13 protein-coding genes are annotated in these 23875 nt (G+C 54.9%); all 13 read right to left on the minus strand.

Annotated features, from left to right (window positions below):
• Positions 1 to 78: 78 nt before the first annotated feature.
• The gene (locus K2F33_RS06330; protein ID WP_089549489.1) at positions 79 to 1083 is read right to left on the minus strand and encodes an ABC transporter ATP-binding protein; all 1005 of its coding nucleotides are present in this window, start codon (positions 1081 to 1083) and stop codon (positions 79 to 81) included.
• The gene (locus K2F33_RS06335) at positions 1076 to 2104 is read right to left on the minus strand and encodes an ABC transporter ATP-binding protein (protein ID WP_076172458.1); all 1029 of its coding nucleotides are present in this window, start codon (positions 2102 to 2104) and stop codon (positions 1076 to 1078) included. Before K2F33_RS06335 ends, K2F33_RS06330 begins: the two co-directional genes overlap by 8 nt.
• Positions 2071 to 3063, minus strand: coding sequence for an ABC transporter permease (locus tag K2F33_RS06340; RefSeq protein WP_076172460.1), 993 nt, complete (start codon positions 3061 to 3063; stop codon positions 2071 to 2073). Before K2F33_RS06340 ends, K2F33_RS06335 begins: the two co-directional genes overlap by 34 nt.
• Positions 3060 to 4031 (minus strand): ABC transporter permease, encoded by a 972-nt coding sequence (locus tag K2F33_RS06345; RefSeq protein ID WP_076172462.1) that lies wholly within the window; start codon positions 4029 to 4031, stop codon positions 3060 to 3062. The genes K2F33_RS06340 and K2F33_RS06345 overlap by 4 nt, the downstream gene beginning before the upstream one ends.
• Before the next feature lie 124 nt (positions 4032 to 4155).
• On the minus strand, positions 4156 to 5892 hold the full coding sequence (locus K2F33_RS06350; RefSeq protein ID WP_263881276.1) for a peptide-binding protein: 1737 nt from the start codon (positions 5890 to 5892) through the stop codon (positions 4156 to 4158).
• A 964-nt stretch (positions 5893 to 6856) separates the two neighbouring features.
• A complete protein-coding gene (locus tag K2F33_RS06355) occupies positions 6857 to 9601 on the minus strand; it encodes an alpha-mannosidase (RefSeq protein ID WP_263881277.1) in 2745 nt (914 codons plus the stop codon).
• A 694-nt stretch (positions 9602 to 10295) separates the two neighbouring features.
• Positions 10296 to 13418: a beta-galactosidase gene (locus K2F33_RS06360; protein WP_263881278.1), complete on the minus strand. Its 3123-nt coding sequence runs from the start codon at positions 13416 to 13418 to the stop codon at positions 10296 to 10298.
• Positions 13415 to 14734 carry a glycoside hydrolase family 125 protein gene (locus K2F33_RS06365; RefSeq protein WP_076172470.1) on the minus strand — a complete coding sequence of 440 codons (1320 nt, stop codon included), beginning with the start codon at positions 14732 to 14734 and terminating at the stop codon, positions 13415 to 13417. Before K2F33_RS06365 ends, K2F33_RS06360 begins: the two co-directional genes overlap by 4 nt.
• A gap of 99 nt (positions 14735 to 14833) precedes the next feature.
• Positions 14834 to 17935: an alpha-mannosidase gene (locus tag K2F33_RS06370; protein WP_263881279.1), complete on the minus strand. Its 3102-nt coding sequence runs from the start codon at positions 17933 to 17935 to the stop codon at positions 14834 to 14836.
• A complete protein-coding gene (locus K2F33_RS06375) occupies positions 17936 to 20239 on the minus strand; it encodes a glycoside hydrolase family 3 N-terminal domain-containing protein (RefSeq protein ID WP_263881280.1) in 2304 nt (767 codons plus the stop codon). It lies immediately after the preceding gene.
• A 39-nt stretch (positions 20240 to 20278) separates the two neighbouring features.
• Positions 20279 to 21199: a carbohydrate ABC transporter permease gene (locus K2F33_RS06380; RefSeq protein WP_076172477.1), complete on the minus strand. Its 921-nt coding sequence runs from the start codon at positions 21197 to 21199 to the stop codon at positions 20279 to 20281.
• Positions 21200 to 21226: 27 nt separating this feature from the next.
• Positions 21227 to 22156 carry an ABC transporter permease gene (locus K2F33_RS06385; RefSeq protein ID WP_076172479.1) on the minus strand — a complete coding sequence of 310 codons (930 nt, stop codon included), beginning with the start codon at positions 22154 to 22156 and terminating at the stop codon, positions 21227 to 21229.
• A 91-nt stretch (positions 22157 to 22247) separates the two neighbouring features.
• The gene (locus tag K2F33_RS06390; protein ID WP_076172481.1) at positions 22248 to 23738 is read right to left on the minus strand and encodes an ABC transporter substrate-binding protein; all 1491 of its coding nucleotides are present in this window, start codon (positions 23736 to 23738) and stop codon (positions 22248 to 22250) included.
• Positions 23739 to 23875 lie beyond the last annotated feature (137 nt).

The following is a 23875-nucleotide window of genomic DNA, read 5'->3' on the forward strand; positions in this document are numbered from 1 at the left end:
GGCTGTATATGGAACGCTCAGAAGGACCCCAATCCTTCCTGTATACGCAGCATATAACTCTAATCGCAGAATATAATATTACTTCAGGCTGTTCAGGTCCGAACCGCCTTCCACGCCGATCGGGAAGTGGCAGGCCACCTGGCGCCCAGGAAGCACTTCCGTCAGGGCCGGTTCCACTTGGCTGCATTTCTCCTGAGCAAACGGGCAGCGTGGATGGAAACGGCAGCCGGACGGTGGATTGGCCGGAGACGGCACATCGCCCTGAAGGACGATCCGGTTGCGTTTCTTCGTTGGTGTCGGCTTCGGAATCGCGGACAGAAGCGCCGCGGTGTAAGGATGAAGCGGGTTGGCGTACAGCGTTTCCGTTTCGCCGACCTCAACCATTTTACCGAGGTACATGACGCCGACGCGGTCGGAGATATGACGGACGACGTTGAGGCCGTGGGCGATGAACAGGAACGTCAGGCCCATTTCGCGCTGCAGCTTCATCAGCAGGTTGATGACCTGCGACTGGACCGACACGTCAAGCGCCGATACCGCTTCGTCGGCCACGATGAATTTCGGATTCAGGGCGATGGCGCGGGCGATCCCGATCCGCTGGCGCTGACCGCCGGAAAATTCATGCGGATAACGGTTCCGGCGCGAAGCGTCCAGACCGACCAGCTCCATCAGCTCAATGACGCGCTTTTCGATCTCCGAAGAAGACATCTTCGTATGGACCTTCAGCGGTTCGCCGATAATATCCTTGACCAGGAAACGAGGGTTCAGGGAACCGAACGGATCCTGGAAAATAATTTGCATTTCCTCGCGCATTTTGTTCAATTCCTTGGAGCCCATGGAATGAATATCGCGCCCGTTAAATTTAACGGCACCAGCAGTAGCGTTCTGCAGCCGTAAAATGACCCGGCCCAGCGTAGACTTGCCGCATCCGGACTCGCCGACGAGTCCGAAAGTTTCGCCTTCGCGGATCGTAATGGACACGTCGTCGACCGCTTTGACATTGCCCACAACACGGTTCAGCAGTCCTTTATGGATAGGGAAATACTTCTTCACGTGCTCTACTTCGATCAAGTTCTTAGCCATTGGCATTTCCCCCTATTCCACCGCTTACCGAGACTCCGTTACGATCCTTGTCTTCGTACAACCAGCACTTCGTGCTGTGTTCTTCGCCGATCTGAATATCGCCCGGCTCCACCTGACGGCATTTATCCATCACATGCGGGCAGCGCGGGTTAAAGCGGCATCCTTTCGGCAGGTTGCCCAGACCAGGGATGGTACCCTTGATCGTGTACAATTCGTTGCCGCGTTTGCCTTCAAATCCCGGAATGGACTGCAGCAGACCAACCGTGTATGGGTGGGAGGGGTTCGAGAAAATCTCTTCAACCGTACCCTGCTCGACGATCGAGCCCGCATACATAACGGCAATATGGTCAGCTACCTCGGCAGCCACACCCATATCGTGTGTAATCAGCAGAATCGCCATACCGAGTTCTTCTTTCAGTTTCATCAGAAGGTCCAGAATCTGTGCCTGTACCGTCACGTCCAATGCGGTTGTCGGTTCATCCGCAATCAAGAGCTCGGGCTTGCAGGCCAGTGCCACCGCGATGACGACGCGCTGACACATACCGCCGGACAACTCGTGCGGGTACTGCTTGGCTCGCATTTCCGGAGCCGGTATACCTACCAGACGAAGCAGCTCGATCGCTTCTTTCCAGGCTTCGCTGTGGCTCTTGTTCTGATGCAGACGCAGGCTCTCCGCGATCTGCTCGCCCACGGTAAAGACGGGATTAAGCGCAGACATCGGGTCCTGGAAAATCATCGCGATCTTGTTGCCGCGGATCGATCTCATCTGATCCTGCTCTTTAGTTGCAAGGTCGTCGCCATTAAACCGGATGTTACCTTCCAGTATACTGCCCCCTGCATAATCTATCAGACGCATGATGGATAAAGAGGTAACACTTTTTCCGCTGCCGGACTCGCCGACGAGGCAGAGCGTCTGTCCTTTTTCGATATTGAGTGAGATCCGGTCCGTCGCTTTGACGAAACCATTCTCGGACATAAATGCCGTGGTCAGATTCCGGATTTCGAGTAGTTTTTCCGCCATTTGTCCAGCCTCCTCCGGGAAATCTTCTTCTTCTGTCTAGGGTCCATCGCATCGCGGATACCGTCGCCGATGAAGTTGACGGCAAGCACGACCGCCAGGATACAAACCCCTGGATAAATGGCCTGCAACGGGTCAATCAGCATAAACTCCTGCGAGTTGCTCAGCATAAGTCCCCAGCTTGTGGCCGGTGCCTGGATACCCAGACCCAGGTAGGACAATCCGGACTCGGAAAGAATCGCGCCCCCTACCATCAGGGTGGCGTTTACGATAATCGGAAAGCTTGCGTTACGAAGCAAATGCCTGAAAATAATACCTGTTCTGGAAACCCCGATAGCACGGGCAGCTTCAACGTACTGCATTTCACGAAGCTGCAGGTACGTACCGCGAACGAGACGGGCCACGCCCATCCAGCTTGTAAAGGCCAAAATCATGATCATATATTGGATTTTCGTTCCGAAAATCGCCATGACCAGAATGTTCAGGAACAGCGTCGGTATCGAGTTCATGACGTCAATCAGACGCATGAAGATCGTATCGATCCAGCCGCCGAAGAAGCCGGAAATCGCGCCGACCAATGTACCGATGATGACGGAAATGGCCGCGACGGAAAATCCGACCGTCAGGGAAATCTGACCGCTGTGCAGCAATCTTGAGAAAATATCGCGCCCTAGTTCGTCTGTGCCCAGAAGGTGATCGCCAGTGCCTGGCTTCAAGTTGGAATTCATCAGATCGATTTTAGCAGGGTCGTAAGGCGAAATAACGTTTGCCAGTACCGATATCACGACAAAAAAGAGCAATACAATAAGCCCGGTTACGGCATAAGGATTACGAAGGAATTTCTTCACGACCGTCATCCACGGGCCCGGAGGCTTCTTGGAAGGGGGAAGTGGCGCGCTGGCTGGTTCCGGATGCTCAGATGCCTGAACATTAGGAGCTGTCTCGATGTTCATGTCACTCATGCCGATTTGCCTCCTTTACTTCCAAGTTTCACGCGTGGGTCGACGATCTTATACAGAATATCAGCGATAAAGTTACCGGCAACGACGACCACAGCCGTAATGAGCGTAATCGCCATTAACACGGAATACTCACGCGAACGGGCCATTTCGACGAACAAGCGTCCCATGCCCGGCCAGTTAAATACGCTTTCCGTCAGGGTCGCTCCGCCGACCAGAATCGGCAGGTCGAGGCCGATGATCGTAATGATCGGAATCAGGGCATTACGCAGCGCATGCCGGAAAATAACTTTGCGCTCAGGAACACCCTTCGCACGGGCCGTACGGATGTAGTCCTGCTCCAGCACTTCAAGCATACTGGAACGCGCGTATTTGGAGTATGAGGCCAAGAAACCAAGCACCAAGACGGAGCAAGGCAGAATCAAGTGATACAGCAGGTTGCCGAAATTCCCTTGCTTATCCATGTCGTACATGTCGGATAGCGGGAGCCAGTCTAGTTTTAAGGAAAACAATTCCTGGAGGATGATCCCGAACCAGAACGCAGGCATTGCAAAGCCAATGTAACTGACAAAGTTAGCCGTCTGATCGGAAATGCCGTACACTTTCGTACTGTTATAAATCCCCCATGGAATGGCGATGAGCAGTGAGATAAACCAGGCGAACGCCATCAGTTTGATCGTGTTGCCAACTGTTGGCCACAACACTTCGCCAACCGGCAGGTTGTTTTTGAACGTGTGACCCAAGTCGCCTTTCAACATGTTCGTCAACCAAATAACATACTGGGTAGGAACCGGCTTATCCAGACCCAGGTTATGGGCTTGGATCTTTGCGGTTTCGGGTGATACTCCAGGGGCCATCATCATCTGTGTTGGACCGCCTGGCGCAGCGTGAATAAGGCCGAATGCAACCAAAGAGATCAGAAAGAGTACAAGAATGGATTGCAGTAAGCGGCGGATGAAGTATTCAGTCATTGTTGATCCTCCTAGAGATGATACGGACACGGACGCCTAACCATCATCCTTTTTTAAACACAAAAAAGGGTGGAGGGGAAGTTTCCTCCCCCTCTAGCACCGTTGTTACTTCCTATGTTGTCTATTATTTTGCGTCTACCCACCAGTTGATCAGGTGGAAGAAGTATCCGTAAGCCAGGGAGGATTCAGGAGCATCCTCTTCCGCAAATTTCACCTTGCTGCTGTTATACGCGGTTGGCGTACCGTATTGGTACATGAACACGTATGGAAGGTCCGTCGAAATCTCTTGACCGATTTGTTTGTAAATCTCTTTACGCTTCTCTTGGTCTACGACAGCCGTTCCTTCTTCCCACAGCTTGTCGAGTTTTTCGTTCTTATAGAAACCTTGGTTCTGACCAGCCGGCGGGAAGTATTTCGAGCTGAACGTCGTTTCTCCGTCCGGATCAGGGTTGTTCAGGGACCAGCCCATCAGGATTGCCGGGTATTTACCTGGAGTCAGGTTTTGGTCAACCCATGCAGCGAAGTCGAGCGCTTTAGGAACAACTTCGATACCTACATCCTTCAGGTTTTGCTGGATTACGCTCGCCACTTGCTCACGGCGGCTGTTACCCGAGTTGTATTGAAGTTCGAAGGAGAAACGGTGTCCGTCTTTCGTCAGGATGCCGTCGCTGCCTGCAGTCCATCCGTCTTCAGCCAGCAGCTGCTTCGCTTTTTCCGGATCAAAGGCATAGTTGACGGCCGCATCGCCCGGATCTGCCCAGGAACCTGGCAGGAACGGAGCGTTCATCAGCTTGCCTGTGCCTTTCAGAACGTTGTCGATCATGCCTTGACGGTTAAGCGCGTAAGCAATCGCTTGTCTTGTTTTTTGTCCAGCCCAAGGAACGAATTTGTCCTTGAAGTTGTCCGGGTTGAAGTTGAATCCGAGGTACTCGTATTGCGGACCTGGCTCCTGGATAACGGTCAAGCCGTCTCTGCTCTTCACGGCGTCGACTTGGGTTACCGGGATACCGCCCAGAAGGTCAACGTCGCCTTTGATAAGGGCTTGAACTTCTGTGTTTTGGTCGGCATAGATTTTATATACGATCTTGTCGATATGAGGTTTAGGACCCCAGTAGTTCGGGTTTCTTTCGAAGGAAAGGTACTGCTTCTGCTTCCACTCTTTCCATACCCAAGGACCGCTGGATACCGTTTTGGCCGGATCGGTTCCGTATACGTTCTTTTGCAGCTCTTCAGGCTTAATGTCCTTCAGGATGTGCTCCGGAACGATTTGGGTAGACAAAACATATTGGAATGGAGCGTAGACTTGTTTCAGCGTAATTTTAACGGTAAGGTCATCCACTTTCTCGATTTTCGTTACCTTGTCAAATCCGGACATTCCAGGGGATCCGACTTTAGGGTCCTTAATCGAATTGAATGTAAAGACGACGTCGTCGGCCGTAATCGCTTCGCCGTCGCTCCATTTCGCCGAATCTTTCAGCTTGATGGTATACGTAAGTCCGTCTTCGGAAATCGTCATCGGCTCAGCGGCAATAGACCAAGGCTCGGCTACGACTTCACCTGTACGGTTAATGTCATACAGCTTGGCATACATGAACTCCGCAGCATCACCAGAAGCTGTATCTTGAACGAACAGTGGGTTTACGCTAACGATGTCGGAGAAGCTTCCGTAAGTCAGCGTACCGCCGTCCACCGGACCGGTCGCCTCTTTCGTTCCCTCCGTGCCCGTATTCGTAGACGATTCTTTGTTCCCCTCGTCTTTAGGTGTGCTGCTTGCATCATCCTTGCTGCCGCATCCTACGAACAGCGTGCTGACTACCGATAATGAAACGAGTAATGAGAGCCATTTTTTCTTGCTTGTCATGTACCATTTTCCTCCCCTTTATGATTTGAAAAATAATGGCGTCCCGCATAAGATACGAGAACAACCCAAGACCTCTCCAATGGTCTTAAGCGAATCTGGCCGCGAAAACCATTAGGGACTTTACACCTACTTCGGTTACCGTAACTGACCCCCGAATGACGTTGAAACAATTCCCCCTCTTGTAGACCTTTCATATTGCAACAAGACGACGGTAGCAAGGTAAAGCAATATATTAAAAAATAATATATCCAGAAGTAAGGCAGGACCGATGCGGGATCGTGCAGCGATAAAGGACGGTTGATTCCGCGACGTGGACGCGCAGTGCATTATAGCGCAATAAAGCATTAATGCTTTAAATGACCATCGGTCAATTTGAATCAGCAAAAAGGACTATATATGAAATGGTTAAAACTTCCTAATAAATTTAATGTAAATAATACGTGTAAATTAATATCACGTCAATATTTTTTTTAGGCGGTTTTAATATATTTTTTAAAATGGCTGAATATTAGCTGTATCAATGGGATTTTGATGAAAGAGGCGATCCGTTTTCACCAAATTTAAATGTTAAAAACAGGAAGGTTTGACGTCTGGAATATCCATGTTTTCAAAATGTTCAAAGTATAAACCGCTTACATTGAGAATACATAAAAATGCATGTTAGGTTCTGTGACATAATAGCGAGGTTTCTTGCAAATTATGGCAGCCACAGACTAACAGCATAGGAATCTTCCGCGTCATCTCTTGCAAATCAACAATTGATTACGTTCAAATTTACTGGAACATAAATCATCTGTCAATTATAAAAATAGCGGGTAATTCTGGTAAATAGATGGGAATTACAATATTTAAATTGTCAAGGAGCCGGGGTTGCCGGAGGGGGAAAAGCCCCCTCACACCCCTATTATAAATCAGTTTTTGAATAAATCTATGATGACCAAATTATTCCACACAGTTAAACATACTAGCGCTCAATACCTATCGTTACGATTTCGCAAGGTCCCGCTTCCAGCTCAAAAGACTCAGACAGCTGTTCTACCGAAGCGCCTTCCGTCTCTTCCAGAATGGTCGTTTTATATGCACGGCTCACCGATTGAGGCCATTCCAACCGAAGGCTGGCAGGCTGCTGTTTCATGTTGTACCAGCGAAGCATATGATCTCCGGAATCCTCGTTAACGGTCCACGCCGAGAAGGCGACTCCCTCACCGCTCCAGGCAAAAGGAGCATGTACCGCAGGCAGCTCGCCGGTATGGATTCCGGTTTGCACGCTTGTCCACGGAATTTGGAATTGGTAGGCTTCCGCGTAAGCTCCGGACTCCTCCCCGCGGCCGTCATGCGGAATGATTTCAAGCTGAACGGCATGTTCGCCAAGGCATTGAGCCTCCGGCGTCGGGAACCAGCCCCAGTCGCCCAACTCTCCGACCGAACGCAGCAGCGTGACCGCGATGGTATTCCGGCCGTCCCGCAGCACTTCATACTCGTTCAAGCCGAGGTTGGCTACCGCCAGGCCGGCTGTCTCACCGCTCACATCGACAAAAGCCTGCTGATGCTGGGCATTGCTCGGATTCTGCCATTCGATCGCGGGCTGATTATCCCGTGTCACGATTTCAAACATGGAGTCCACGCGGTGCCGGCTGGCTTCAATGTCAGTCGGGAACAATACGCGGACACGGTGATCCTTGGCCTGGTTGTTAAACGAGGCCTCCACTTTAACGCCCTTGCCGTCCTTCTCCAGACGAACCAGGGTACGGATCTTCATTGGCACGGTTTCTTTCACCCGTTGAGCTTTGCGCTCCGGATAGTAGACCACTTCGATCTGCTCCTTCTGAAGAAGCTCATCCGCCGATGCCGGTACCTCCCAGTCATGAACGATTTCGAGGGTAGCGCGGTAAGGCGTATCTTCCACAACCTGGATGGATGCTTGCAGATCGCGCGTCGTCAGCGGAGCTTCACCTTCCGGCTGCTTGTACATGTATTCGTTACCGATGTCCCCGGTATCCTCATAAACGAGCAGGTCACGGTATTCGCGTCCGTTTCGCTTGTCGGTTACCGTAAGGCTTCCGTTCGGCTGGGCCACTACCCGCAGGATGCTATTTTCCATCACGTTGCTCCCGGTGATCAGCGATGCTGAAGCATTGTCCGAGTGCTGCGCCGCTGCCTGGCCGGACACGAGTGCGTACGCCCGAAGTCCGTGCGCCGGAACGGCGTCCGCCTGCAGCGTAATTCGCACGGCACGCGCCATATACGGCTGACGGAACCGGTCATCCGGCAGATCGTAGCCGAAGCGCTGGCCCAGATCCTCGAGCGTAAAAGGCACCGGCTTTCCGCTCGGGTCCAGCACCACACGCTCACCAAGCTCGAGCGCCTGAATCCGGCGGCTGATTTCGTCCAGCGGGATGCCGTCGCGGAAGTAAATCCGCTGTACGTCCAACTCGACGGATACAGTGCCGGTCCGCTCCCACCCAGTAGTGTTAAACACCACGAACGGGAGCGCATCTTCGCCATACTGCGCGAAGGATGACGTATCCACCGCATCGGCCACCGCCCGCTTGCTGTCATCAATGATCGATTCCGCCACGTCGCGGCTCTTCGCAAAGCGGGTTACCATCTCGCGGTGAACCTCATCGACGCTGCAGCCGCAGATGCTGTCATGCGGATGGTTCTGCATCAGCGTTTTCCATGCATACGTAAACAGATGATGCGGGTAGGCCTGACCGGTCAGGTGGGCATATGCCGCCAGAGGCTCGGCTACCTTTTCCAGCAGCGCCTGGCCATGCTGGTTCATCTGCTTTAGATATACGCGGGCAGACGCCGTGTTCACAAGCGTCCCCCATCCGTCGGTCCGCTGGCTCCGAAGCTCGCCGCGAACGACGGACAGCTCGTTCTCTTGATGGCCTTTGACCGATTCCAAATACTGCGGGAAGTTCGAGTGGACGAACTCCGTGTCCGGATACAGCTTGCGCGCAGTCTCCAGCGCCTCAGCCAAATCGGTCTGGATCGGCTGGTGGTCGCAGCCGTTCATGAAGAGAAGCTCCGGCGTCGACGCGTACTTCTCCGCGTCAGCCAGCTTCCGGTCCCAGAACGCCTTCGCCTCTTCGGGATCGGCCGGAATTTCGTTGCCGTTGCTGTACCAGTTGGCAAACAGAATGCCGAGCACCTTCGAGCCGTCCGGACCTTCCCAGATGAGCTCCGAGAAGGAAGACTCATATTCGGAGTCGGCAACGGTATTGTTAAAGCCGGTCGGCTTGACGCCGCGGCCGAACAAGGCGTTATCGATGCCGGATTGGCGCATCAGCTGCGGCGCCTGGCCGACAATGCCAAAGGTGTCGGGGAAATATCCCACCTTGGAAATTTGCCCGTAACGGCGGGCGTCCTTATGGCCGATTTGCATGTTGCGGATGTTGGCCTCGCCGCTGGTCAGGAACGCATCCTGCAGAATATACCACGGGCCGATGAAAATGCGGCCTTCACGGATGTATTTTTCAAGCCGTTCCTTCTGCTCGGGACGCACCTGAAGGTAATCCTCCAGAATGATCGTTTGCCCGTCCAGGTAAAAGCTCTTGTACTCCGTATCGTTCTCCAACGTATCCATCAGCACGTCCATCAGACGGATGAGACGGACATGATGTTTTTCATAGGGCAAATACCATTCCCGGTCCCAGTGAGTATGGGAGATGATATGCGCCGTTCGTTTCGGCTTGTTTGACATAGAAATCGGGTCTCCTTTACTTGGGCGGCTTGTTCCTGATCGGAACTCTCATCCCCTGCTTGCAGATCAACATATTGGGCTAAGGTCCAGCTTATAGCCAAACCCTGCCCTGGATAAATTTGCACTGTCATAGATGGCCGGATGCTGGCATGGATGACTTACGGACATCATCATCTCCTTCCGCAAGTGTCCATCCATCGCGTACAAATTAACATTCAAAGTAAGTCTGAAATATAACCTATATATAATAGAAGAAAAAAATTTGGCGATCCGTACATCAGACGATTTCTGCAGGCCTGAACCTTCGATTAAAAGTTTATAAAAAACCCCTGCCGATTGCCCAGTTTTGGTGATCAATCCCAAAGAACTCCCCAAATAGGAGGACGCCATGGGCCCAACATTCAAAAGCCGGCTATTGCTGCCAAAATGCCTTTAGCCCAATAAGACCGCGGGCTTCCTGCCGGAATAACACCGGCTCCTAAAAACAACTGTCCATTCACAGTGGACATAAACCTTGCCTCCGATACGGCAGTGAGAAGGGGCAGGATCCCTGGATCCCGCACCATAATTATCCTTTTCCCCCTGCCCTGCAAGGATTGGTTTGATGCCCATCCCGTTTGCCCCGATGGCTCCACCTCTGCAAAAGTTCCTGACAATCACCTACACCTTTATTGTACAAATCAACTCAACATGCTTAATCTACTTGGATGTCAACCTCGTCCGGCCGGTACACGGCCGTAATGCGTCCCTCCCGGTCGGCGGCAAACAACACGCTGCGGTCGCTCTCGAGCGTAAAGCTGTAGACGGCTCCGGTCTGCGGGTCCTTGACCTGTACCGGGGCATCCCAGCCGTACTCGGAGACGAACACGTACAGGCTGCCGTCCTTGAAGCTGAGCTTCCGGCCGTACACGCCCGGCAGGTCCCCGCCGGCCAGCCACTCGAGCTCACGCTCAACGCAAGCTGCGGCAGCCGCGTACCGGTACAGCTCAAGGATCGGCTCGTCCCGGCCGTTCAGCTCGAGCGGCAGCGGGCTCCAGATCAGCCGGCCCTTGCCCAGCGGCACGTCCACGAGCGCATCCATGCTTGCGCCAGTCCCTGCAGCTGTGGCCGGGATTTCCTTCGCCACTTCGGCGATCCGCCGGTGCCCAAAGGATACCGGCAGCAGACGGCCATTCACGCCGAGCATTTCCTCCCGGCGCACATTGGCAAGCCGGCGCTCGCCAAGGACGGCGTCGAGGCGCGTCGTCGGACGCCAGTAGGCGTCCAGGCCGAGCGGGCCGGTGGCGAGCAGCGTCGCGCCGGTCTCCTTGACGAGCTCCAGCAGCTCGTCCAGCGCCCGGCTGTCCATGTTATGCGGGCTCGGCAGCAGGATCAGCTTCGGCGCCTTCTGCCGCAGCGCGTCCAGATGGTATTCCGATGCCGCACGGAACGGCAGCTTCAGGTCATAGGCCAGCAGCCGGGTCAGCCGCGTCGTCGACTGGAACGCAAATGCGCGGTTCGAGAAGTCGTTGGAGTACGGGAAGACGGCGACGATGTCCTCGAGCTCCCGGTCCGTAAACAAGTCCCGCGTGGCTGCGATGAAGCGTCCAAAGTCGTAGGATACGTCCGCTTCCGGCTTCTCCGTGCCATCGGCGCGGAGCGCTCCGATATGCGATTCGTTGGCGTTGTCCATATAGAAGTTCGTATTCCAGATCCAGTGGATCGCACCCGCCCCCCCGGTAGAGAAGGCGTAAGCGTATTTCCGCTCCAGAATGCTGCGCAGCTCGGCTTCGGACCGCTTGGCGCGGCCGTCCGGCGTTTCTACGTACATAATGCCGGTTTCCTGAACCAGGTTCGGTTTATCCGGCGTTTTGGTGAAAATGCCGTCCCATACCAGATAGTCGTTCAGCCACCAGGAGTGCACCGTCGTATAATCGACGGCCTGCTCATAGAAGAACGGAGATGGGCGCTGGGCGCCGAGCGCTTCGTCCTGCCCGACGGTCACCAAATGGTCAGGGCACAGCTCCTTGATCGTGCCGACGAGCTGCTCCGCCCACCGGTTGTGCATATCCATCGAGAACAGGCAGTAATCGAGCCATCTCGTTCCCTTCTTGGCTTTGTGCATATCCTGCACGTCGAAGTTGATCTCTTCCGCTTCCGGAATGGATACCGAAGCAAAGTCAGGCAGCTGGTCCGGTGTCATGTTCCATGCTTCCTGGAGGCTGCGGATATCGCCGTGACGGCGCTCCAGCCACTCCACGAACGCCTGGTGCTCAAACGGATCCCGGGCGGAACGCGGTCCCTCCGAGAAAATCCGCGGCGGATCAAACATCGACGGTTCATTAATCAAATCCCAGTCCACATGCGTCGTGGCCGTGTGGCGGCTGACGATGCTGCGGATGAAGCGTTTCTGAGCCTCGACGCTCTGCGGGTCGAGATAAGGGTTCAGCCCTTCCCACGTCTCCGGTGTAAAGGAGAAGAACGTAAAGGTCACCTGCAGGCCGTGGCGCTTGGCTGTCAGGAAGAAGGCGTCGATCGCGCGCAGCACTTCCTCCGAGGCATGGCCGTCGACCTGCATAATATTCCGGTAAGCCGTCCAGACGCCGGTGCGGATCCAGTTGATGCCCGCTTTGGCCATCTGGGCCATGTCCCGCTCCCATACGTCCACGTTCGGCAGGAACAGGAACTTGCGCGCCACGTCGGAGGTCATGTACGTCATGCCCACAACAGGCAGCGGCCGCCCGTCTTTGATGAAATAGTCGCGGCTGCGGGTAATCGGCGAGCCCTCGGCCAGAAGGAGGTCGTCACGGCCCCAGAAACCCTGGCGCAGCACGCGAACCTCGCCGTCCGGTCCCTCTGCGCGGCATACGATGCGGTAAAGCCCGCTCTTCAAGGCCATAGGCACCGGAATGCGCACGAAATTCTGCTCCTTCGTCACCTGCGCCTGGAACCGGTGGGTCCAGGCCTCTCCGCTTCCGCCCTCATGGCTTACTTCCAGCTCGAAGCTCCACAGCTCAGGCGCCACACTGCGCGATTCCCCGCGCTGCAAAATCTGCGTCTGCAGCGTCAGCACGGCGTGTTCCCCGGCTTCGTACGAAGCGTAATTCGGCTTCAGCGACAGCTCGGTCACGCCCCGGGCGCAGAAACGCGCCCAGTCGATCAGGTGCGCAGCACCCTTCCCGCTCCAGAACGCTTCCGTTAGCGGCAGGAACACGAACATCCAGCGCGAGCCGGCGAACGTCACGCGGGAGTTCTCCCACAGCACGATCGGCGCGGCGATCTCGCGCCCTTCAGCGCTGAGGCCGGTAAGCAGCGGATAGATCTGCGTGCTCATCGGGCCGGCTGAGCCCATCTGCTGCGGCAAATCGGCGCTTTTGGTCGTATGCGGTACCAGGTTCCAGGCATCTGCCAGCTCAAACAGACCTTCTTGGCCGTTCAGCAGCGGGATGCGGTCCGAAACGGCGAGTTTCGTGACTTTACTTGTGTCAACCCGCAGCGCTTCGTGAATATAGAGTTCCTGATGATAGGCGGTTTGCTCGGTCTCCGACACCCAGGACCCGTTATCCCGTACCACAGGAATTTTAAAAGGCGCCCCGCCTGCACTGACCAGGCTGCCTCCCCGATGCAGGAAGGCGGAAATTTCCGTCCAGGCAGCCTTTGGAAAATAAGGCGCGTGCAAATTGACAAAACAACCTTGATCCACTCCGCGAAGCGCGTCAGCCAGTTCTTCGGCGCGAACGACCGCCACTTCTGCGGCATGCTGGAAGTCTCCGGCCTGCGGGAGCTTGCCCGCAGCCGGGAAATCCGGATCGCATAGAATGATGATATGCCGGCTCATAGCAGACCGTCCTTCATGGCCTTATACACGAGCTGGGAGAACAGGCTGTTAGACCAGGCGAACCATTTTCGCGTAAAAGTGGTCGGATCATCAGCGTGGAACCCTTCATGCATGAAACCTGTATCCGCATCGGTCGCTTCCAGCATGGCGATCATCTCCAGCTTCTCTTCAGCCGTCTGCGCGGTCAATCCCTGCATGGACAAGGCCATATGCCAGATATAGTCCTCGGGAGTGTGCGGGCTGCCGATGCCCTTGGCCGCTTTGCCCTCGAAGTAGAACGGATTTTCTTTGCTGAGCGCAAACCGTCTCGTATTTTGATAAATCGGATCGTCCGCCGTTGTGTATCCCAAGTAAGGGATGGACATCAGGCCCGGCGTACCGGCGTCGTCCATCAGGCAGTAGTTGCCGTAGCCGTCGGTCTCGTAGGCGTAGATCGGCCCGAACTGCGGATGGCGGTAAATGCCATACAGCTGAATACCGTAGTTGACTTCGATCTCCAGCTCTTTAAGCTCAGCGAGCATGTCCATATCGCGGAAGACCCACTCGGCGAACTCCTGCATTTGGCGCAGCGCCACGACCGCAAACATATTGCCTGGAATGTTGTAATGGAAGTCGCAAGCGTCGTCGCTGGAGCGGAAGCCCGACCAGATCATACCTGTGTAGTTAACCGGCATGCCCATTCCGTTATTGCGCAGGGAGTCGGTCAGGATGCCGTTGTTGCGCGTAAAGCGGTACGGAGACTTCTCGAAGTGGTGCTGCTCCGTTTTGAACACGTCGATGATGGCGCGCATGGCCTTTTTGAAATTGGCATCGAAAATATCGGTCAGCTCGGTTTCCTTCCAGTACAGGTACGCCAGACGAATGACGAAGCACAACGAATCGATCTCGAATTTGCGCTCCCACACCCATGGGGACATGTCCGTTTCGTCCGTCGTATTCCAGTGCCAGTCATTGGCCGACTCATTGAACGCATTGGCGTACGGGTCGATCAAGACGTAGTGAACATGGCGTTTGATCAAACCGCCGATAATGCGCTGCAGATCCTGGTCTTCCTTAGCAAAAGGTACGTAATGGACGACCTGCTCCACGGAATCGCGCAGCCAGGAGGCTGGGATGTCTCCTGTAATGACGAAGGTCGTTCCGTCATCCATCAGCTTTGTTGTCGTTTCCAGCGTATTTGGAAAGCAGTTTTTGAACAGCTGCAGCAGCTTCGGCCGGTGAGCCAGCTTCTGCTCGGCTTCTTTAATTACGTCCTGGATCGCCTGCGGCATCTCCAGCGCCGGCATCGGTATTTTAGGAAGTCTGAATTGTTCCAAAGCGATACGCCCCTTTACTTGGCTGAATTGTAGAGTGTAATGATGTCACATCAAATCATGTATTGTTATACGATCTATACCAAACTTCTATATATTGCGTTAATCAACCTGCTTAAGCAGGACGGTTTTAATTTCATAAGGGGCAAAAGACAGTTGCAGTTTCCCCTCCTGAAGCTGCAGCGGATGGGCCGGCTCCTCCAGCGCGTTGGATAGATAAGCCTCTGTGATGGCACCCGGCCATGTCAGCTCGATCTGTTCGCGTCCACCGGTCGATTCATAGAACCGCAGGATGACGCCGCTTCCGTCTTCGGACGGTTTCACCGTGTCGAGCACGACATGCCCACCGGATAGAGAAATCACCGATCCCGTTGACGGACGTGAGCCTTGTTCACCGGACTCCGCCTGGCGAACCGGCATGTCCACGTTCAGCTCCGCCGCCTGACGGACGGTGTGCGACTCCCTCCAGCCGCCTTGATGCGGCAGCAAGGAGTAGGTGAAGTCATGCTCGCCAAGGTCTGCCGTCACGTCCGGCCACTTCGGCGCCCGCAGCAGAGACAGACGGATCGTGCTGCCCTGAACGTCATAACCGTATTTGCAGTCGTTCAGCAGGCTGACGCCGTATCCATGCTCCGACACGTCCACGAAGCGGTGTCCGCATACCTCGTACTGCGCCTGCTCCCAGCTCGTGTTCCGGTGGGTGGCGCGCTCAAGGGAACCAAATGGAATTTCGTAGGTCGCCTTATCGGTGACCACATCGACCGGAAAGCCCACTTTCAGAAGCTTGTGCGCCTCGTTCCAGTGAACATGCGTTTTGAAATCGATCCGCCGGTCATGGTGATAGAAAATCATGTCCTGCGTGATTTCGGATTGGCCGATCTTCCAGTTGAAGCGGAGCACGTCTTTAGTGCGTCCGGCCAGAACCAGCCGCTTCTCGAGCAGCTCCGCCTCACCGGCCGGCTGCTGTTCGTAGCGGGTGTCAATGTCCCAAGCGTCCCACAGCGTCGGACGGTCGTGGAAGAAGTAGAACCGGTTGGCGCGTTCCCCTTGCTTCACGACTTCGCGGCCGGCAGCCTTATCCAGCAGGCTGGTGATTTCGCCCCGCTCGTTGAACCGCACAAGGTAAGCGGAAGTCTCCCACGTATCGCCGAATGACTGAATCCCCGCGGAGTCAGCATTCACGGCGGCTTCCGGCTTCACCCACACGGTTTTGTAACCCAGTGCCGGTACGTCGGGAACCCGGACGGAGATGCCGCCTTCGACAGCGTCCGTCTCCAGGCGCGTGCCGTGCTCGTCATAAGCAGCCAAGGCGCCTTCGCCTTGTTCGGCTTCGATATGAACCACAGCGCTCCGGCTCCATCCGAGACTGTTGAAGACAACGTACGGAGTGCCCTCCTTGCCGGAAGTGTCGATATCCGACACCAGCGTGTTCAGCCCTTCGTTCAAGGCGTGTTCTCCCTTGGTGAAAATTTCGCCGTATTCCTTGTCCGACGTTTCATACGTTTCGGTAATCGCCGAGCCCGGAATGATGTCATGGAACTGGTTCAACAGGATCAGCTTCCAGCCGTCATGCAGCTGCTGCGTCACCTCTGTACGGTTGGCCGCATCCATGTTCGGCCCAGCCAGCGTGTTCCACAGCTCGGCTTCCCGGTACAGCACCTCAGCCTTGCGGTTGCTGCGTTTGTTGCGGGCATGCGTCGTATACGTGCCGCGGTGCAGCTCCAGGTAGAGATCGCCGCGCCACGTCGGAAGCACGGGACCCGCCTGCTCGATGCTCTCGAAGAACTTGGCCGCCGTACTGTAACGGCTTGCCGGCTGCCCGACCATCAGATTGGACCGGTCGATGTACTCCAGCATCTCGCGGGTGACACCACCGCCGCCGTCCCCGTGTCCGTACAGGAGCATCTGCTCGGGATGCAGCGCCTTTTCCCGATAGGACTGCCAGTGATCGTGAACATCCTTTGGCAGTGTGTGTTCGTTCACGCCATGGTTCAGATAAGACAAAATCGGCGTTCCATCGATGCCGACCCAATGGAACAAATCGTATGGGAACAGGTTGGTGTCGTTCCAACCGAGCTTGGTCGTCATGAAATAATCCACTTTGCCGTGCTTCAAAATTTGTGGCAGCGATGCGCAGTAGCCAAACGTGTCCGGCAGCCATTCGATATTCGACATCCGGCCGAATTCCTCCTGGTAGAACCGCTGGCCGTACAGCATCTGCCGGATCAGTGATTCGCCGCTCGGCAGATTCAGGTCGGGCTCGACCCACATGCCGCCGACCAGCTCCCAGCGTCCTTCCATGATCCGCGCCTTGACCCGTTCGAACAGCTCGGGATCGTTTTCCTTCAGAAAGGCGAAGAGCTGCGGCTGGCTTTGCGTGTACCGGTACTCCGGATATTCCTCCATCAGCCGGTCGACCGTCGAGAACGTGCGGCTCGCCTTGCGGACCGTTTCGCGGACAGGCCACAGCCAGGCGATATCGATGTGCGACTGGCCGACCATATGCTCCAGCCCCTCGGCATTGCCGCCTACTTCCTGGACGTCTGCTCTAAGCGCTGCCTCGATTTCGGCAACGCCCCTGCCATCACGGATGGCCGCCGCATCCAGGTTCACGAACCGGTCCATCGCCCGGTACAGCACTTCCATCAGGCGCACGCGGCGGAAATCTTCCTGCGGCAGCAGCACCAGCGAGTCACGCACGACGGTGACTGTATACATCAGGCTCAGCACCGCATGATTCGGCCGCACAAGCAGGCTCGTGACCGACGTGATCGGCGGGTTGATGACGGCCTGCTGGTTCAATGGATCGACCGGTTCCGGAACCGGATCAAACAACTCGATTTCGAGTTCCGGCGTCTCTCCGATCACTGCAGGATCGAGCGTTACATACGTATGATTGCGGTCGAGGCCCTGGTATGAAACCCCGTTGACGCGCAGAAGCCCTTCTCCGCCCGAAGCAAAGACGAGCCCGAACGGCTCGGATGGCCAGCCTTCCGGCAGCTCAAGCCGGGTCCGGAAGAAATATGTCGTTCCTTGCTTGCTTGGAAAAGAGGCCAGCCCCTTCCCTTCCGGGTAAGGAGCCGTATTCTCATATTCGCCAGGCAATTTGTAGTAAGAGCGGGTGATGTCCCAGCTGCGGAGCTCTGTCTGCTCGAGCCAGCGGTTGTCCGATAATTCACGGATAAAGCGTCTGATCCGTTCCATTTATTTACCCTCCCGCACGGCCAACTCCGTGCTTATCGTGTCGTTTACATGTCTGCCGACATGGATCCGGAACAGCCCCGTTTCCACGACGGGCTTCAGGTCCCTGCCCACGTACTGCAGCTGTTCCCTGCCGATCTTAAATTCCACGGTCCGGGATTCACCCGGTTCAAGTTCCACTTTCGTAAACCCTTTGAGCTCCATCAACGGACGGCTTGCGGCGCTCACGCTATCTGAAATGTACAGCTGCACGACTTCCGCTCCGGTACGGCTGCCGGTGTTTGTCACGTTCACCGACACGGTTGCCGTTTCGTCTTCCGTTATCGAATCGGCGCTGATGCGGAGCTGATCGTAACCAAAGGTCGTATAACTGAGGCCATAGCCGAACGGGTAACGCGGCTTCGAGTCCTCTTCCATATACCGCTTGCCCCGCGAGCGTTTGCCGTTGTAATATACCGGCAGCTGGCCGACATGCTTCGGAATTGATACGGTGAGCCGTCCGGACGGATTGACGTCGCCGAACAAAATGTCCGCCACCGCGTGTCCGCCCTCCTGCCCCGGATACCAAGCCTCCAGAATCGCGTCGGCATGCTCGTCCACCCATGGCTCAGCAATCGGACGGCCGTTGATATACACCACGACGAGGCGTTTGCCGAGTTTATGGATTTCCTGAATCAGTTCCAGCTGCACGCCTGCCAATCCCAGCGTCATGCGGTCGATGCCTTCGCCGCACTCCATGTCGTTCCAGGAGTTGTCCGACACCTTCGAAGCCCCTGTCTTCAGGTCGATCGTGCCTTCGCCGAAATCGCGGGCGCTCGATCCACCCATCACCATCACCACGGTGTCTGCCTGAGACGCGCAGGACAGCGCCGTGTCAAATCCTTCGCGGGAATCGCCTTTAATCCGGCAGCCCGGCGCATACAGCACCCGGCCGGATTCGGCGCCGAGCTTCGCCCGGATGCCCTTCAGCACGGTCGCCACTTTGTCCGCCGGCTGCGGCGACGTGTAATCGCCCAGCTGGTTATAGCCGTGGTCGGCATTCGGCCCGATCACCGCAATGGTGCCCGCCCGCTTGTCCAACGGCAGCGCATCCTTCTCGTTCTTCAAGAGAATGATGCCTTCCTCCGCCAGCTTGCGTGCCAGCTGCACATGCTCGCTTTGGCCAATGACCTGCCCAGCCCGCTCCGGATCCACATATGGCCGGTCGAACAAGCCCAGCTTGAACTTGAGTACCAGCACCCGCAGCACCGCCCGGTCCAGGACACCAATGCCAAGCTTGCCCTGGCTGACCGCCTCCAGCAGATACCGGCCGAACATTTCGCCGGACATCTCCATATCGATGCCCGCCTTGATGGCCTGAACGGCGGCGTCCATGCCGTCTTCCGCCACGTCATGTCCCGCGGCCAGCATGTCGATGGCCCCACAGTCGGTGATGACCATGCCGTCAAATCCCCACTGCTTGCGGAGGACGTCCTCCAGCAGTTCCGTATTGACCGTGCATGGCACACCGTCAATTTCGTTATAAGCCGGCATGATGGACACAGCGCCGGCTTCCACTGCTTTCTTGAACGGATACAGGTCCACCTCAAGCAGTTCACGCCAGCCCATGTGCACGGGGCCGGCGTTGCGTCCGCCTTCGGAGCTGCCGTATCCGACAAAATGCTTCAGCGTCGCAGCAACGCTCGCGTCGCTGTCCAGAGCATCGCCCTGAAGCCCCTGGACCGATGCGGCGGCAAATTCGCCGATCAGGTAAGGGTCTTCGGCGAAGCACTCCTCCGTGCGCCCCCAGCGGGGATCGCGCACGACGTCCAGCACCGGCGAGTATGTCACCGCACCGCCCTGTGCCCGCGTCTCCGCGGCGACGGCGCGGCACATCTCGCGGTACAAATCGACGTTCCACGTGCTCCCGAGCAGCAGCGGCACCGGATACACCGTGCCGTCGATCGCCATATGCCCGTGCGAGCACTCCTCCCCGATCAGGATCGGAATGCCGAGCCGGGAATTCTCAATGGCATAACGCTGAATTTCGTTAACCGCCTCCGCACCTTCCTTGGCGGACAGGCCATTCTCCAGCGTGACGCCGGTCCACGGATCGGCGCGCAGCACCCCGTACAGGGAACCGACACCGCCATTTTGGACTTGCTGCTTAAAAGACTCCGTTAATTCAATCTTCCCATCTCTATGTTCATAGGTTTGCCAGCCGAATGGCTGCACGAGCTGGCCGACCTTTTCTTCCAAAGTCATCAGACCTAGCAAATGCCGGGCCCTCTCCACAGCTGGTTTCGTCTTGTCTTTGTAAATCAACATCTCGACTTCTCTCCTGTCTCCCTAAAGTGATGTTGTTTATTATTCTTTGACGGCACCTACGGTAAGTCCTTGTACAAAATAACGTTGGAAGAACGGATATGCAAAAATAATTGGCAGCGTAGCGAGCACGACCATCGCCATACGGGACGTATCCTGCGGAATGGACTGCAGTGCAGCCATGCTGAGCGAGCTGTTGGCCGAGTTTTGCTGAATGAACTGAATGCTGGATTCGATCCGCATCAGCATCGATTGCAGCGGCACCAGGTTCGGATTGTCGATATAGAGCAAGGCATTAAACCAGTCGTTCCAATACCCTAGCGTACTGAACAGTCCGATCGTCGCCAGACCTGGCAAAGACAACGGCAGCACGATGCGGAGGAAAATGTAGAAATCGCCCGCGCCGTCGATCCGGCCCGATTCGATAATCGCCTCCGGTACGCTGGTGCTGTAGAACGTACGCAGGATCATGATATAAAAAGCGTTCATCGCGAGCGGCAAAATCAGCGCCCACAGGGTATCTTTTAATCCGAGCAATTGCGACACAACCATGTACGTCGGAATCATCCCGCCGTTAAACAGCATGGTAAGAATCGCGAATACGGAGAAAAATCTGCGGTAGCGGAAGCTTTTCCGTGAAATCGCATAGGCGTACAGCGAGATCAGGATCAAGCTGACGAGCGTACCCACGACGGTAACGAGGATCGTCACGCCATAGGAACGGAGCAGCGTGTCGCCGCTTTGAAATACGAATTTATAAGCCTCGAAGCTCCATTTGGCCGGGATCAGACGGTAGCCGTCCGTTGCCAGCGTTTTTTCATCGGTTAACGAGATAATGACGACGAACAGAAAAGGAAATACGCACAAGAAGGAAAAGATCGCCGCAATCGTATGAAGAACAGCGTTCGCGCCTCGCGAAACATGATGAAAATCCCGTTTTTTTCTTTGAATGACCTCCGCCATAACCTGACACTCCCTTCAAAAAATGATTTAGAATAATGCGCTGTCCTTGTCGATTTTGCGGACGACAAAGTTGGACACGATAACGAGTACAAAGCCGACAACCGATTGGTACAGGCCTGCAGCGGTACTCATACCGATTTCGCCAGTTGTTTTCAGACCGCGGTATACGTACGTATCGATAACGTTGGTTACGGAGTACAGCGTACCCGAGTCTCTTGGAACCTGGTAGAACAGACCGAAGTCGGCGTAGAAGATCCGGCCCACTGCGAGCAGCGTCATGATAATGATGATCGGCGAGAGCATCGGAATCGTAATGTTCTTGATTTGCTGCCACTTGCTGGCGCCGTCGATCATGGCCGCTTCATACAGGGATTTGTCGATGCCCATGATGGAGGCGAGATACACGACGCTGTTATAACCGACGGATTTCCAAAGACTGACGAAGACAAGGATATACGGCCAATATTTTGGATCGGAATACCACTGAACCGGCTCGGCGCCGAACCAGCCAAGGATTTGGTTGATCATCCCGCGGTCCATGCTCAGGAAGCTGAATGCAAAGTATCCGACGATGACCCAGGACAGGAAGTAAGGAAGGAACATCCCGGTCTGATAAATTTTCGCCATCGTTTTGCCGACCAGCTCGGAGAGCAGAACTGCCATGGCTACGGACAGGATCAATCCAAGGATAATAAAAGCCAGGTTGTACAATAACGTGTTACGCGTAATCGTGTAGGCGTCATTGGTGCTGAACAGGAACTTAAAGTTGTCCCAGCCTACCCACTCACTCTTGCTGATACTGGCCCAGAAGCCTTCCCGGTTGAAACGGTATTGCTTGAATGCCACGATCGTACCCACCAGCGGCAGGTAGGAAAAGAAGAAAAACCAAATGGCACCGGGCAGCACCATAAACAGCATGACTTTGTTTCTAATGAGGTTTTTGAAAAATGCGGCCATTCTGTTTCCCTCCCATGATTGATTGGTTATACATTGAAAAAGGACCGGGCGCTAAGTCACCCGCCCGATCCTTTCCGAATTTTTTTCTACATTACTTGTTGTTTGCAGCTTTCCAGGCGTCAAGCTGAGTTTGAGCTTCAGCGATGACCTTGTCCAGGCCGGCTTGCTTGAAGGCCGCAATCGCTTTTGGCAGGTAGGTTTCCGGATCAACGGTACCGGTCATCAGGGATGCCCAGAACTGTTCCTTCACGTTTTGTACAGCTGCCATTTCGGTTGCTACTTTCGTGCTGTCGAAGTTGAAGCTCAGGATTGGAGAATCTTTACCTTCAGCGTTAAATTTCTTGAATTGCTCCCACTTGTCATCCGGGTCATTCGGGTTCAAGTAGAGCAGCATGTTGTTGCCGAGGGAGTACGACGGCATGTCGTAGTTTTTGCCCTCTGGAAGGTTTTCAATGTGCTTGTCGTCAACCTTCTTGTAGTGTGTTCCTTCGATACCGGAATCCACCATGTTGCGAAGAACCGGATCCGTATTCAGCAGGTTCAGGAATTCCATTGCTTTCTCCGGATGCTCGGAGTTTGCGGAAATCGCCATGATCGAGCCTTGAACCGATGTGTTCGTGATGATCGCATCACTTGCCGGTGTCGATTTAACCGGATAGCCATAGCTTGCAGACCAAGTATTGTCAGCCAGCGGCTGGGTTTGCGCACGGTCCATGAACCAGTTGCCGGAAGTCATCAGATCGCTAGTGGAGCCCGTTGTTGCTGCTTCCGGAGCCACATAGCCGGCTTGATAATATTTGTGCATCGTTGTCAGCGCCTGCTTCATTTCTGGCGTTTCGAGGATATCGACGATTTTGTAATCGGTCGTATCCAGCTTCACAGCCATTGGCAGATTCTGAATGATGTAGTCATAAGGAACATAAGGAACGTAGTTCTTGTCCATCGCGAACGGTGTTACGTTCGGTTCTTTTTCCTTAATCGCTTTCAACAGCGGCTCAATGCTATCCAGGGAACGTACATTGGAGGTATCCAGTTTGTACTTGTCCACCAGGTTTTGGTTGAAGCGCCATACTTCTTGCTGTGGAAGCTCTTTGTTGGCCGGAATGCCATAGTTGTGTCCATCGACTTTGGAGCCTTCCAGGAAAGCAGGATCGATAGTATCTTTGATACCTTTTCCATATTTATCAAGCAGATCGTCGAGTTCCATGAACGCGCCTTTTCTTGCGTTCTGTACGTAATCGAATCCGCCTGCGGATGTGAACATAATGTCCATCGGTTCGCCGGAAGCTACGTTTACCTGCATTTTTTGCTGGTAGTCGCCCCAGTCGATCATTTTCATGGTGACGGTTGCATTAATCTTCTCCTGCGTATACTTGCTGACCTCGGCCATAACCTTGTCAACGTCTTTTTGCGGCGTGCCGATCGTGTACCAGATCAGGTTTACCGGTTTCTCGGAGCTTCCCGAAGATCCGGAACCACTGCTTTCCGCGTCTTTGTTGCCCCCACCGCACGCGCTGAGTACAAGCGCGAAGGCCGTCAACATGGCCAGTGCGAACGAGAAGCTTTTCTTACCCTTGCTCATGTGTGTTCCTCCCTTTTTGTGTTGCAGTCAATGTTGTCTAGCTGTCTGCCCACCAAGCGGCCAAACCGGCTTTTTCTTTTATTGTTTCCGGCTCGGTTTGTTTAACTAAGATAACCTTAACGGATGTAAGCCGTTAC

The sequence above is a fragment of the Paenibacillus sp. PSB04 genome (genome assembly GCF_025809195.1).
Taxonomy (GTDB): domain Bacteria; phylum Bacillota; class Bacilli; order Paenibacillales; family Paenibacillaceae; genus Paenibacillus_AQ; species Paenibacillus_AQ favisporus.

Bases quoted from the DNA above. Each gene is read 5' to 3' on its own strand.
- K2F33_RS06360 (WP_263881278.1), bottom strand. From the start codon at position 13,418: ATGAGCCGGCATATCATCATTCTATGCGATCCGGATTTCCCGGCTGCG.
- K2F33_RS06390 (WP_076172481.1), bottom strand. From the start codon at position 23,738: ATGAGCAAGGGTAAGAAAAGCTTCTCGTTCGCACTGGCCATGTTGACG.
- K2F33_RS06330 (WP_089549489.1), bottom strand. From the start codon at position 1,083: ATGGCTAAGAACTTGATCGAAGTAGAGCACGTGAAGAAGTATTTCCCT.
- K2F33_RS06375 (WP_263881280.1), bottom strand. From the start codon at position 20,239: ATGTTGATTTACAAAGACAAGACGAAACCAGCTGTGGAGAGGGCCCGG.
- K2F33_RS06335 (WP_076172458.1), bottom strand. From the start codon at position 2,104: ATGGCGGAAAAACTACTCGAAATCCGGAATCTGACCACGGCATTTATG.
- K2F33_RS06350 (WP_263881276.1), bottom strand. From the start codon at position 5,892: ATGACAAGCAAGAAAAAATGGCTCTCATTACTCGTTTCATTATCGGTA.
- K2F33_RS06370 (WP_263881279.1), bottom strand. From the start codon at position 17,935: ATGGAACGGATCAGACGCTTTATCCGTGAATTATCGGACAACCGCTGG.
- K2F33_RS06385 (WP_076172479.1), bottom strand. From the start codon at position 22,156: ATGGCCGCATTTTTCAAAAACCTCATTAGAAACAAAGTCATGCTGTTT.
- K2F33_RS06380 (WP_076172477.1), bottom strand. From the start codon at position 21,199: ATGGCGGAGGTCATTCAAAGAAAAAAACGGGATTTTCATCATGTTTCG.
- K2F33_RS06340 (WP_076172460.1), bottom strand. From the start codon at position 3,063: ATGAGTGACATGAACATCGAGACAGCTCCTAATGTTCAGGCATCTGAG.
- K2F33_RS06345 (WP_076172462.1), bottom strand. From the start codon at position 4,031: ATGACTGAATACTTCATCCGCCGCTTACTGCAATCCATTCTTGTACTC.
- K2F33_RS06355 (WP_263881277.1), bottom strand. From the start codon at position 9,601: ATGTCAAACAAGCCGAAACGAACGGCGCATATCATCTCCCATACTCAC.